This window comes from Streptomyces sp. NPDC058086 (assembly GCF_042885015.1).
GTDB lineage: Bacteria > Actinomycetota > Actinomycetes > Streptomycetales > Streptomycetaceae > Streptomyces.
The window spans coordinates 20450-31657 of the sequence record NZ_JBHVST010000119.1 but is presented as its reverse complement, the minus strand read 5'-3'; the positions used below and the strand labels follow the sequence as shown (position 1 = coordinate 31657).

At 69.4% G+C, this 11208-nt stretch carries 12 protein-coding genes; 8 read left to right on the top strand and 4 right to left on the bottom strand.

Going from position 1 to position 11208, the window contains the following annotated elements; genetic code table 11:
- Window positions 1-197: 197 nt before the first annotated feature.
- The 3 genes from ACFVWD_RS49080 to dhaM form a co-directional block, all read right to left on the bottom strand.
- The gene (locus tag ACFVWD_RS49080; protein WP_389604964.1) at window positions 198-653 is read right to left on the bottom strand and encodes an ATP-binding protein; all 456 of its coding nucleotides are present in this window, start codon (window positions 651-653) and stop codon (window positions 198-200) included.
- 76 nt (window positions 654-729) lie between these two features.
- Window positions 730-1038, bottom strand: a complete 309-nt coding sequence (locus tag ACFVWD_RS49075) for an HPr family phosphocarrier protein (protein ID WP_389604963.1) — start codon at window positions 1036-1038, stop codon at window positions 730-732.
- A complete protein-coding gene (dhaM, locus tag ACFVWD_RS49070) occupies window positions 1022-1414 on the bottom strand; it encodes a dihydroxyacetone kinase phosphoryl donor subunit DhaM (RefSeq protein ID WP_381264869.1) in 393 nt (130 codons plus the stop codon). Before dhaM ends, ACFVWD_RS49075 begins: the two co-directional genes overlap by 17 nt.
- A gap of 61 nt (window positions 1415-1475) precedes the next feature.
- Here dhaM and ACFVWD_RS49065 point away from each other — a divergent pair, with 61 nt between their 5' ends.
- The 7 genes from ACFVWD_RS49065 (at window position 1476) to dhaL (ACFVWD_RS49035) (ending at window position 8584) form a co-directional block, all read left to right on the top strand.
- Entirely contained in the window at window positions 1476-2255 is a 780-nt protein-coding gene (locus ACFVWD_RS49065) for an IclR family transcriptional regulator (protein ID WP_389604961.1), read from the top strand.
- A 331-nt stretch (window positions 2256-2586) separates the two neighbouring features.
- A complete protein-coding gene (locus tag ACFVWD_RS49060) occupies window positions 2587-3357 on the top strand; it encodes an MIP/aquaporin family protein (protein WP_385388259.1) in 771 nt (256 codons plus the stop codon).
- The gene (gene dhaK / locus ACFVWD_RS49055; protein WP_389604959.1) at window positions 3354-4352 is read left to right on the top strand and encodes a dihydroxyacetone kinase subunit DhaK; all 999 of its coding nucleotides are present in this window, start codon (window positions 3354-3356) and stop codon (window positions 4350-4352) included. The genes ACFVWD_RS49060 and dhaK (ACFVWD_RS49055) overlap by 4 nt, the downstream gene beginning before the upstream one ends.
- Before the next feature lie 151 nt (window positions 4353-4503).
- Window positions 4504-5130, top strand: coding sequence for a dihydroxyacetone kinase subunit DhaL (gene dhaL / locus ACFVWD_RS49050; protein WP_389604957.1), 627 nt, complete (start codon window positions 4504-4506; stop codon window positions 5128-5130).
- Complete coding sequence (locus ACFVWD_RS49045; RefSeq protein ID WP_389604956.1) at window positions 5127-6812, top strand: phosphoenolpyruvate--protein phosphotransferase; 1686 nt, start codon at window positions 5127-5129, stop codon at window positions 6810-6812. Before dhaL (ACFVWD_RS49050) ends, ACFVWD_RS49045 begins: the two co-directional genes overlap by 4 nt.
- A 63-nt stretch (window positions 6813-6875) precedes the next feature.
- A complete protein-coding gene (dhaK, locus tag ACFVWD_RS49040; protein ID WP_389604955.1) occupies window positions 6876-7868 on the top strand; it encodes a dihydroxyacetone kinase subunit DhaK in 993 nt (330 codons plus the stop codon).
- Window positions 7869-7915: 47 nt separating this feature from the next.
- The gene (gene dhaL / locus ACFVWD_RS49035) at window positions 7916-8584 is read left to right on the top strand and encodes a dihydroxyacetone kinase subunit DhaL (RefSeq protein ID WP_389604953.1); all 669 of its coding nucleotides are present in this window, start codon (window positions 7916-7918) and stop codon (window positions 8582-8584) included.
- Here dhaL (ACFVWD_RS49035) and ACFVWD_RS49030 read toward each other — a convergent pair.
- The gene (locus ACFVWD_RS49030; protein ID WP_389604952.1) at window positions 8529-8747 is read right to left on the bottom strand and encodes a hypothetical protein; all 219 of its coding nucleotides are present in this window, start codon (window positions 8745-8747) and stop codon (window positions 8529-8531) included. The genes dhaL (ACFVWD_RS49035) and ACFVWD_RS49030 overlap by 56 nt on opposite strands.
- A gap of 425 nt (window positions 8748-9172) precedes the next feature.
- Here ACFVWD_RS49030 and ACFVWD_RS49025 point away from each other — a divergent pair, with 425 nt between their 5' ends.
- A complete protein-coding gene (locus ACFVWD_RS49025; RefSeq protein ID WP_389604950.1) occupies window positions 9173-11206 on the top strand; it encodes a nitrate- and nitrite sensing domain-containing protein in 2034 nt (677 codons plus the stop codon).
- The last annotated feature ends 2 nt before the right edge of the window (window positions 11207-11208 follow it).

Here is an 11208-nt window from a genome sequence, read left to right as displayed (position 1 = left end):
TGGAAAGAGGCACTGAACCAGTTCTCACTCTTCTTCGAGGACCGGCTCAGCATCCAATGAAACCAGGCGACTTACACAAGATCACTGACACGCCCTCTACGGCTGGCTCAGCCTGGTGCAAGGCCGCAGCGGTGCACGCTGGGGTTCGTGCCGACCGCGACGTCCCCTCAGGAATGCGGCTGCTGTGCCGTGGGTGGTCAAGTCTCCATGTGGAGATCGGCCCATCGGGTGGTCCTCTCGGGGCGGCGGGATATTCCGTGGCGTGTGGAGAGGGCCGCGACGATGCCGGTCCCGCGACCGTTCTCCTTGTGTTCGGCGGGGTGGGGGCCGTCGGGCGACGTGTGCCGTTGAGGTACCGGCCCCGCGTCGGTGACCTCGATGCGGAGGGCGCGGCGGCTGCCGATCTCGGGCATGGACAACCGCAGCACTGCTGGAGGCAGTGCGTGGACGATCGCGTTGGTGGTCAGCTCCGAGATCACCAGGAGGGCATCGTCGGCTGTCGGGGTGGGCACGCGCCATTGGGCGAGGACGGTGTGTGCCCGTCGGCGTACGGCGGAGACGGCCTCGGGGACGTGTGGCAGCGCGCAGACTAGCTCGGCCCGCGAGGGCGGGGCCATATCGGCGTCAGGCGTGCTCGTGGCGGGGACGTTCATCCTCGGCCACCTCCACTGGTCTTTGCTTCTCATGTCGGAAGCGGCGGCTGGTTCCGTGCCGCTGGTGGCGGTCGGGTTACTCGGCGGTGGCGAGGATCTGGACCAATGCCGTGACGGCCTGTTCGGCGTCGTGGCCTTCGGCGCGGACGGTCACGGTGCTTCCGGCGGTGGCACCCAGGCCCATCACGGCGAGGACGCCGGTCGGATTGACCGTCCGGTCGGCGTACTCCAGTCGTATGGCACTGGTGAATCCGGCTGCGGCCCGAGCGAGTTGACCTGCGGGGCGGGCGTGGAGGTTGGCGGGCAGGACGACGGCAGTCTCGTGCTTGGCCGTGGTCGTGACGGTCGTGGCGCTTGTGGTGGTGTGGTCAGAGCTTGTGGACATGGCGGGCCTCCTTGGCGGCGTCGGCGACGGTCTTCAGGTCGGCGCCGGATGCGGCGGTGACGACGGCTGCGACGGCTCCTTCGACGAAGGGTGCGTCGACGATCAGCACGTCGGTGCTGGGGTGGTCTTCCAGGACGGTGCGGGCGGTCAGGACGGAGCTGCCGAGGTCGGGAAGGACGACGACGCCGGCTCCGCGGTCGGCGTCGCGAATGGCGGCGAGGACGAGGTCGTAGCTGGTGCCGATCCGGCCGTCGTCGGTGCCTCCGGCAGTGGCGAGGGGGACCGTGTCGGAGCCGATCTGCTCCACCAGCAGGCGAAGGCCCGCGGCGAGCTCGGCGCTGTGGGACACGAGTACGATGCCGACAGATGCGCTCATGAACAGTTACCGTAAATCTCGGAACACTGTTCAGCAATAGTGAATCAGGGAGAAAATTTCGATGGTGCAGGCGGTACAGCGGGCGGTGCAGATACTGCGGGAGCTCGCGTCCACAGGGCCCCGGCTCGGAGTGACCGAGCTGGCCGACCGCCTGGGCGTGGCCAAGCCGACCGTGCATGCGCTGCTGCGCACACTGGAGGCCGAGGGGCTGGTGGTGCAGGACCGGGACAGCTCGAAGTACCAGCTCGGTCCGGGACTGGTGCAGCTGGGCAATGCCTACCTGGACACGCAGGAGCTGCGGACCCGCTCGCTGACCTGGGCGGACCAGCTGGCGAACCGGACGAACGAGGCGGTCTGGGTAGCCGTGCTCACCGGTGACCACGTGCTGGTGGTGCACCATGCCTTCCGGCCGGAGGGGGCTGTGCAGATCCTCGAGGTGGGCGCCAGCATCCCGTGGAACACGTGCGCCCTGGGCAAGGCCATCGTGGCCTTCGTTCCGGCTGACGAGCGCGAGCGGCTGCTCGCGGGCGAGCCGGCGGTGCTTACCGGCGCCAGCATCACCGACCCTGAGGAGCTGGCGGGCCAGCTGAAGGAGGTCCTCAGGACGGGGTACGCGATTGAGGACCAGGAGTCCGCCATCGGCGACGCGGGTATCGCATCTCCTGTCTTCGACCGCTCCGGCGAGGTGGTCGGCGCTCTCGGCATCGTCGGCCCTGTCGAGAGATTGCTGGCCGAATCGGCACGTCAGGAGCTTGCGGTCGCCGTCCGGGAGACCGCCCGCAACCTTTCCCGCGACCTGGGCGCCCCCAGAGGGGCGACCGCGCGCACCATGATGACCTGACCTTGCAGCCCGGTGGCGGCTGCCCTCCCTCCCGCGCCCCGCCCTCTGATCCAGGCCCCTCGGCACGCCGCCGTGGGGCCTTCCCCTTGTCGACAGGACGCGATGGCTGCCGAACCTCTTGACAGGCAGGAAACGCGGGCTTAACTTCCGGAACAACGTTCATCAATGATGAACGCTCTTGCAGCCGGTTGCTTAAAGCTGTCCGGTTTCCCCTGAGCCGGCCGCCAGGTTGTTCCCGACCCTGACCACCTGGCGGCCACCTCCCTTCACAGCCCGCTCCACGCGGAGGAGGTGAGACGCCCAAGTCGCCGCTCGGCGCTGGGCGCCTTCCATGGAAGAAAACACCTACCCACAGAAGCTTGTTGCCGAGATGCTGGGCACCGCGATGCTGGTGTTCATCGGCGTCGGTTCGGTTCCCGCAACGCTCATCGTCAATGGCAAGGCCCCGTTCACCTTCGCCGATCTGGGCATGATCTCGCTGGCCTTCGCCACGGTGGTCATCGCGATGATCTACGCGATCGGCCACATCTCCGGCTGCCAGATCAACCCGGCCATCACCCTCGCGCTCGCCGCGACGAGGAAGATGCCCTGGCGGGATGTCCCTGGTTACATCGCCGCCCAGGTGGTCGGCGCGGTCCTGGGAGCCCTGGCGATCATCGGGGTGCTCGGCCACCAGGCCGTGACCGTCGGTCTGGGCATCGCCTCGTACGGCCCTCAGGTCAGTGCCGGCCAAGCCTTCTTCGCCGAAGCCGTCGGCACGGCCATCCTCGCCTTCGTCGTCTTCGGCGCCATCGACCGCCGCTCGGCAGGCGGCTTCGCCGGGCTCGCCATCGGCCTGGCGGTGTTCGCCATCATCATGGTGGTCGGACCCGCCACCAGCTCCGCGATCAACCCGGCTCGCGTTGTCGGTCCCATGCTGGTCGGCCAGTTGTTCAGCGGCACGGTCCACTGGAGCCAGCTGCCGGTCTACCTGATCGGCGATGTCGTGGGCGCGGTTGTCGCCGGTTTCCTGTACGTCGCCTTGAACGCCCGCCGCAGCGTCGGCACCACGGCCGAGGAAGCGGTCGAGCCTGCTGCGACTCCCCAAGGAGCCCTGTCATGAAGAAACTCATCAACGCCCCTGAAGCGGTGCTGGCCGAGGCGCTCGCCGGGATCGCCGCCGCCCACCCCGAACTGAAGGTCGACGCGGAGAACAAGGTGATCTCCCGCGGCGGCGCCGGCAGAAGCGGCAAGGTGGCCCTGGTCTCCGGCGGTGGTTCCGGTCACGAGCCCCTGCACGGCGGCTTCGTGGGACCGGGCATGCTGGACGCGGCCTGCCCCGGCGAGGTGTTCACCTCGCCCGTGCCTGGCCAGATGCTGGCTGCGGCCCAGGCCGTTGACGGTGGCGCGGGCGTGCTGTTCATCGTGAAGAACTACACCGGTGACGTCCTCAACTTCCAGATGGCTGCCGAGTTGGCCGCTGAGGAGGGCATCACGGTGGAGACCGTTCTGGTCGACGACGACGTCGCCGTCCAGGACTCCACCTGGACCGCCGGGCGCCGCGGCACCGGCGCGACCGTCTTCGTCGAGAAGATCGCCGGAGCCCTCGCCGAGCAGGGCGCCGACCTGGCCGCCGTCGCCGAGATGGGCAAGCGCGTGAACGCTGCCTCCCGGTCCTTCGCCGTCGCGCTGACCGCCTGCACCACCCCCGCCTCCGGCAAGCCCGGCTTCGACCTGCCCGAGGACGAGATGGAGGTCGGCGTCGGCATCCACGGTGAACCCGGCCGCCGCCGCGAGAAGCTCCGCCCCGCCAAGGAGATCGTGGCCACAGCCCTGGACGCCATCCTCGCCGACCAGCCGCTGCAAGCCGGCGACGAGACCATCGTCATGGTCAACGGTCTGGGCGGCACCCCGCTCATCGAGTTGTACGTGGGCTTCAACGAGGTCGCCGCCGTACTCGCGGACAAGGGCGTGGTCATTGCCCGCAACCTCGTCGGCAACTACGTGACCAGCCTGGACATGGAGGGCGTTTCCGTCACCGTGTGCAAGGCCGATGCCGACATGCTGTCCCTGTGGGACGCGCCCGTGAACACCCCGGCCCTGCGCTGGGGCATCTGAACCGAGCCGGGCGCGGGGCCGCGCGATACGCGAGGACCGGGCCGGAGCCTTCCCGCGCCAGCTCTCCCCGGACCGCACCCCGCGCATCCGCCCCCGCCCCCGGCTCACCCAACCGTCAGCCAGCCACGCCCCAACCAGGAACGGAGACTCCGTGGACACCGACCTCGCCCGCACGTGGGTGCAGGCCATCGCGGCCGCGGTGGAGAAGCACAAGGACCACCTCACCCAGCTCGACTCTGCCATCGGCGACGCCGACCACGGCGTCAACATGCACCGCGGCTTCTCCGCCACCACCATGGCACTCGCCGACTACAAGGCAGACACCGCCGGGGCAGTACTGGTCAAGACAGGCAGCACTCTGATCTCCAGCGTCGGGGGCGCCTCCGGTCCGCTCTACGGCGGCGCCTTCCGCGCCATCGGCAAGGCCCTGGACACGCCCACCACCGACACACGGCAGTTCGCCGCCGCACTCGCCGCGGGCCTGGCGAGCGTCCAGAAGCTCGGCGCCGCCGCGCCCGGCGACAAGACCATGATCGACGCCTACGCCCCCGCACTGGCCGCCTTCCAGCAACAGGCTGACGCTGGAGCCGACTTCGCCGCCGCAGCCGTGGCCGCCGCCGACGCCGCCGAAGAGGGCATGCGCGCCACCACCCCGATGCAGGCCCGCAAGGGCCGCGCCTCCTACCTCGGCGCCCGCAGCATCGGCCACCAGGACCCGGGCGCCACCTCCACCGCCCTGATCTTCCGCGCCCTCGCCGAGACAGTGGGGGGCCGATGACCGACCGCCGCACCTACAGCGGGCACACCGCCGCATCAGGCATAGCCCTCGGCTTCGTCCACCGTACCGACCGGCCACCCACCAGAACGGTGCTCCCCCAGCGCACCAGCGGCGATCCCACGCAGCAGATCACCGACGCCTTCGACGCCATCGCCACCAGCCTGCTCGACCTGTCCGCCTCACTGCGCGAACAGGGCAAGGACGAACAGGCCGACATCATGGAAGTCAACAGCTACATCGCGCAGGACCCGGATCTGCGCGACCAGGCCATCAAACGGGCGAACGATGGCCAGCCGGTGCCCGTCGCCGTCCGGCAGGCCATCGACACCTACGCCGGAACCATCGCTGCCCTGGACGATCCAACCCTTGCCGAACGCGCCGCGGACGTCCGGCAGGTCGGCCGCCGTGTCCTGGCCCATCTGCACGGCGACACCGGCCCTGCCCCCGACCAGCCGCTCGTCCTGGTCGCCCACGAGATCGGCGCCGCCGACCTGCTGGAACCCGGCCAGACGGTGACAGCCGCCATCTCCGTGACCGGCGGCCCGAATTCCCACGCTGCGATCGTTGCGCGCTCGATGGGCATCCCCTTTCTCTTGGCCGTCGACCCCCAACTGCTCGAGCTGCCGGACGGGCAGGAGATCCTGCTCGACGCCGACCTGGCCAGTGCGGTCGCCCACCCCGACGACGACGAACGCACCAGGGCTCTGCACGCAATGGAGACCGCCCGAACCCGCAGGCTCGCCCTCGCCGAAGAGCGCCACCTGCCCGCTGAGACACTGGACGAGCACCGCATCGTTCTGCGGGCCAACGTGGCCACCCCGGCCGAGGCCCGCGCGGCCCTGACCACGGGCGCCGAGGGTGTCGGCCTGCTCCGCACCGAGCTGCCCTTCCTCAACCATCCCGCCTGGCCCACCCGCGATCAACACGCGGCGACCCTCGTCCCCGTCCTGCGTGCACTCACCGGGCAGGTCGTCACGGCCCGCACCCTCGACTTCGCCGACGACAAACTGCCGCCGTTCCTCGCCCGCCTCCGGGGCGGGCGGATCGGCCGCGGCCTGCCCCTCATGCTCGCCCAACCCAATGCTTTCGCCGACCAGTTCCGCAGCCTGCTCAGCGCGGGAGCCGACACCGACCTGCGCATCATGATCCCCATGGTCGCGAGCATCGACGAGCTACGCGCCTGCCGACGCCTCCTCCAGGCCGCAGCCGACGAAGCCGGCGTCCCGACGCCACCGCTGGGCATCATGGTGGAACTCCCCGAAGCCGTCGCCGCGGCCGACGACCTCGCCCGCGAAGCCTCCTTCTTCTCCATCGGCAGCAACGACCTCACCTGCCAGATCCTGGGCCTGGACCGGCGCGACCCCACTGCCACCCCCGCCATGGCTGCACATCCCGCCGTACTCGACGCCATCGCCCGCGTGGTCGACGCCGCCCACCGCCACCATCGTCAGGTCTCCGTCTGCGGCGACGCCGCCGCACACCCCCTGGTGACCCCCCTCCTCATCGGCCTTGGCTGCGACAGCCTCTCGGTCGGCCCCGCCGCCCTCGACGAGGTCCGGGCCCGTATCCGCCGGCTCCGCCACGAGACCTGTGCCTCCCTGGCTGCCGTCGCCCTCACCCGGGGAACCCCCGAAGAGGTCTGGCGACTCGTCGAGACGTGCTGCCAGCCGTCGCTGCCCTAACCAGAGCCGCGCACAGGGCGATTTCCGCTGATGTTCCTGTCCAGTTGAGAAGGGGCCTGAACCGTGAAGAAACTCATCAACTCGCCCGACGAGGTGCTTGCCGATGCCCTCGTCGGTGTGGCCGCCGCGCATCCCTCGCTGACGGTCAACACGTCCGACCGCTACATCGTCCGCGCGGGCGGGCCGACCGCCGGGAAGGTCGGCCTGGTGTCAGGTGGCGGGTCCGGGCACGAGCCGCTGCACGGCGGGTTCGTCGGGTACGGGATGCTGGATGCGGCCTGCCCCGGTGAGGTGTTCACATCTCCCGTGCCAGACCAGATCCTCGCCGCCACGCGGGCCGTCGATGGCGGCGCAGGGGTGCTGCACATCGTGAAGAACTACACCGGCGACGTCCTGAACTTCCAGATGGCCGCCGAGCTGGCCGCCGACGACGGCGTCCGGGTGGAGGGCGTCGTGGTCAATGACGACGTCGCCGTGGAGAACAGCACCTGGACGGCGGGCCGACGGGGTACCGGGGCGACCGTGTTCGTGGAGAAGATCGTCGGTGCGGCCGCCGAGCTCGGTGCGGACCTGGGCACGACCGCGGCTTTGGGCCAGGAGGTCAACGACCGGTCCCGTTCCTTCGGGGTGGCGCTCACGCCGTGCACGGTGCCCGCGTCGGGCAAACCCGGTTTCGAGCTGGGCGAGGACGAGATCGAGCTGGGCGTCGGCATCCACGGCGAGCCAGGTCGCGCCCGCGGCAGGCTCGTCTCCGCCAGGGAGTTCGTCGGTGTCGCACTGGACGCCATCCACACCGACATGCCGCTCTCAGGCGAAGTGCTCGTGATGGTCAACGGCCTGGGCGGCACCCCGCTGATCGAGCTGTACGTGGTGTATGCCGCGGTTGCCGAGTGGCTCGCCGGCCATGGCGTGTGGATCACTCGCAACCTGGTAGGCAACTACGTGACCAGCCTGGAGATGGCCGGCTGCACGATCACGGTGTGCCGGCTCACGCCACAGCTCACTCATCTGTGGGATGCCCCGGTCGTGACCCCCGCGCTGCGCTGGGGACGCTGAGCGGCCTCGGCTACCGACGACAAACTCCACGAGGGAGAAGGATGACGATGGACGCGAGCATGTTCCGGGCCTGGATCCATGAGGCCGCCCGACTGGTGGCCGAGAACGCCGACCATCTGACCCGCCTCGACTCCGCTGTCGGCGACGCCGACCACGGCATCAACATGCGCCGTGGCCTGCAGGCAGCGGTGGCAATGCTGGACGAAACCGACCCCTCCACCCCCGGCGCGGTGCTCGCCACCGTCGGCCGGGCACTGATCAGCAAGACCGGCGGGGCCTCGGGACCGCTGTACGGCACCGCGTTCCGGCAGGCCGCGGGGACCCTCGGCGAGGATCCCGACGTCTCCGCAGCGCAACTCGGGGCGGCGTTGGCGGCTGCCCTCACCGGCATCCAGCGGATCGGCGCGGCGATCGAGGGCGACAAGACGATGATCGACGCCCTCAGCCCGGCCGTGACCGCCTACCAGGCCGTCATCGACACCGGCGGCGACTTGACCAACGCCACCCGCGCGGCGTCCGACGCCGCCGTGCGGGGCCTGAAGCAGACCGCCGGTATGCAGGCCCGGAAGGGCCGCGCGAGCTATCTCGGCGCCCGCACCATCGGCCACGAGGACCCCGGCGCGGCGTCGACCGTGCTCATTCTGTCTGCTCTCGCGACCGTCAGCTCGGCGGGCGAGCGAAGGAGCGAGTGGCCGGGCGCAGGGGCGGCGTCATGAGGGCGGCATCCATCCGGCGGGCCGGCACCGAGAGGGGCGAGTGCCCGCTACCCGCCGGTACCTGGTCCTCGACCGCGTACTCCCGCTCGTACTTGGCGATGCGGACGCTCCGCAGCGACTCGGGGTCGGTCATGGTCGTGTCGGTCAGGCGTTGGGCCTGCACGGACAGTAGTCAGTAGTCCCCCTCTTGCGGGTCGCCGCAGCGACCGCCGTCTACGAAGTGGCCGCGATCTCGACAGTTCCCGGACCGACGCGTAGTTCTCGTCCGCTGGCACCTGCCAGGGACGCACGAGGCCATGGCCTCATTCATCGACACCACGACAAGCACACTCGCGCGATGAGCGGAGCGTCCACGATGCGTGGACGCTCCCTGAATCGCGCACGTTCAATGGCGGGAAGAAGGTGCGAGGGCAAGTGCAAACACAACCCGCGGTGCATCGCCACGGGGCGGAACCGGTGCAGTCGCCCGGGGCGAGGGGCAACAGTTCCGACAACGGCAGAACCGATCCGGGCCCCGTGCATGCAGGTGGAGGCCGTCGCCCGCGCCGGGGCAGCAGCCAGGCGGCGTTCGCCCCGAGTAACTGGAGTGTGCGCACCCAGCTGCTGGCTGTGGTGATCATCCCGATCAGTACCGCGCTCGTACTGGGCGGTCTGTGGGTCGGCTCGGCCGTACAGAACGCACAGGACATCGACAACGTCCGTCAGCTCGTCCGTGTCGTCGACCAGGGCACGGGGCTGTTGGAGGAGATCGAGGACGAACGCGATCTCACCGCCCTCTACGTTGCGGCCGGGCGTACGGGCGACACGAGCCGACTGGACACTCAGCGCTCCAAGGTGGACGCGGCGCTCGACCGAGTCCGTACCGAGGCAGCCCATGTCCACCGCGGGGCGAACCCCGCCCTGGCCACCCGGCTCGCGGTGCTCAACACCTTTGGCGGGAAGGTGACGTCACTGCGCCACACGGCGGCCCACTCGAAAATGCCCCTGCTGTCCCCGGTCGACGCATACACGGCGTTGATCGCCGAGCTCAGCGACGCCCTTGACCTTCTCACGCCGGACATCGCCCACCAACCCCTTGCCGTGAGGGCCGGTACGCTCGAGACCTTCGCACAGGCCACGGAGGAAGTCTCCCGGCAACGTGCGCTGCTCGGCGGGGCGCTGACACAGGGACACGTCGATGCGAACGAGGCCCAGAGCCTGACCCTCGCCAGTCGGCAGCACCAGACGTTGCTCGGCGAGTTCCTGTCCGGTGCGTCGCCGACCGACCGTCAGTTCTACGAGCGCACCGTCACCGGAAGCGACGTCAACAAGGCTGAGATGCTCGCGAAGCAGGCGTTTACGGGACAGGACACCAGTCGGCTCCGCCTCGACGCCGACGAGTGGTTCGACACCATGACGAGCAAGATCCAGCTGATGCGTCTGGTCGAGAAGCGGCTCGTCGGATCGGTCGAAGACGAGAGCTCGCGCGAGCAGCACCAGGCCGAGCGCTCAGAGTTCGTCTCCTCGCTCGTCGTACTCTTGATCCTCCTGCTCACGTGCGGTGGGACGCACGTCCTCGTGCAGTCGATTGTCGGCCCGCTGCACACACTGCGCGCCTCCGCGCTCGACATCACGGAACGCCGCCTGCCCGAGGTGGTCCGGCTGCTGCGGGGCTCCGGCGGCGCGCAACTGGAGGCCATCGAGGTCAAGCCCACGGCCATCAACTCGACCGACGAGATCGGCGGTGTCGCCCGCGCGTTCGACGACGTCCATCGCGACTCGGTACGGCTGGCGTTCGAGCAGGCGCAACTGCGAGGCCGCATCAACACGATGTTCGTCAATCTCTCGCAGCGCAGCCAGAACCTCGTGGAACGGCAGCTGGAGCTGATCGACCGTCTGGAGAACGGCGAGCAGGACCCCGACCTGCTCGCCAGCCTCTTCAAGATCGACCACCTGGCCACCCGCATGCGCCGCAATGGAGAGAATCTACTTGTCCTCGCCGGCGAGAAGGCGGGCCGTCGCTGGAGCGCCCCAGTCCGGCTCGTGGATGTCCTCCGAGCCGCCATCAGCGAGATCGAGCAGTACCAGCGTGTGCAACTACGCGGACTGGTGACCGCGGACGTCGACGGCCGGGCGGTGAACGACATCGTCCACCTCATCGCGGAGCTGGTGGAGAACGCGACCACGTTCTCATCGCCGGACACCGAGGTGCTCGTCACGAGCCAGCTGCTGTCCGGCGGCGGCGCGAAAATCGAAATCCAGGACAGCGGCATCGGCATGACCACAAAGGACCTTGAGGAGGCCAACGACAGGCTCCTGAACCCACCAGTCGTCGACGTCTCGGTGGCGCGGCGCATGGGTATGTTCGTCGTCGGCCGGCTCTCCGGCCGCCACGGCATCCGCGTCCAGCTCCGCAGGTCATCTCCCCACGGCGTCACGGCAGTGGTCATGCTGCCCCAGAAGTTGGTTCGGGAACACGGAGATCACATGGATCCTCCCGGACTGTCAGCCAAGTACAACTCGGAAGGACGCCTCACCGGCTGGCGCAACTACGGCACGACCGAGCAACTCGACGAGGGCACGCTGGCCAAACGCGCGTACCGGGCACGGCGTCACGGCGCCCGCCCGGCCGGTAAGGAGTGAGC

What these genes read in the sequence shown, in the direction of transcription:
- ACFVWD_RS49065 (WP_389604961.1), top strand. Translation starts at nt 1,476, where the DNA reads ATGGTGCAGGCGGTACAGCGGGCGGTGCAGATACTGCGGGAGCTCGCG.
- dhaK (WP_389604959.1), top strand. Translation starts at nt 3,354, where the DNA reads ATGAAGAAACTCATCAACGCCCCTGAAGCGGTGCTGGCCGAGGCGCTC.
- ACFVWD_RS49045 (WP_389604956.1), top strand. Translation starts at nt 5,127, where the DNA reads ATGACCGACCGCCGCACCTACAGCGGGCACACCGCCGCATCAGGCATA.
- ACFVWD_RS49075 (WP_389604963.1), bottom strand. Translation starts at nt 1,038, where the DNA reads ATGTCCACAAGCTCTGACCACACCACCACAAGCGCCACGACCGTCACG.
- dhaL (WP_389604953.1), top strand. Translation starts at nt 7,916, where the DNA reads ATGGACGCGAGCATGTTCCGGGCCTGGATCCATGAGGCCGCCCGACTG.
- dhaM (WP_381264869.1), bottom strand. Translation starts at nt 1,414, where the DNA reads ATGAGCGCATCTGTCGGCATCGTACTCGTGTCCCACAGCGCCGAGCTC.
- ACFVWD_RS49060 (WP_385388259.1), top strand. Translation starts at nt 2,587, where the DNA reads ATGGAAGAAAACACCTACCCACAGAAGCTTGTTGCCGAGATGCTGGGC.
- ACFVWD_RS49080 (WP_389604964.1), bottom strand. Translation starts at nt 653, where the DNA reads ATGAACGTCCCCGCCACGAGCACGCCTGACGCCGATATGGCCCCGCCC.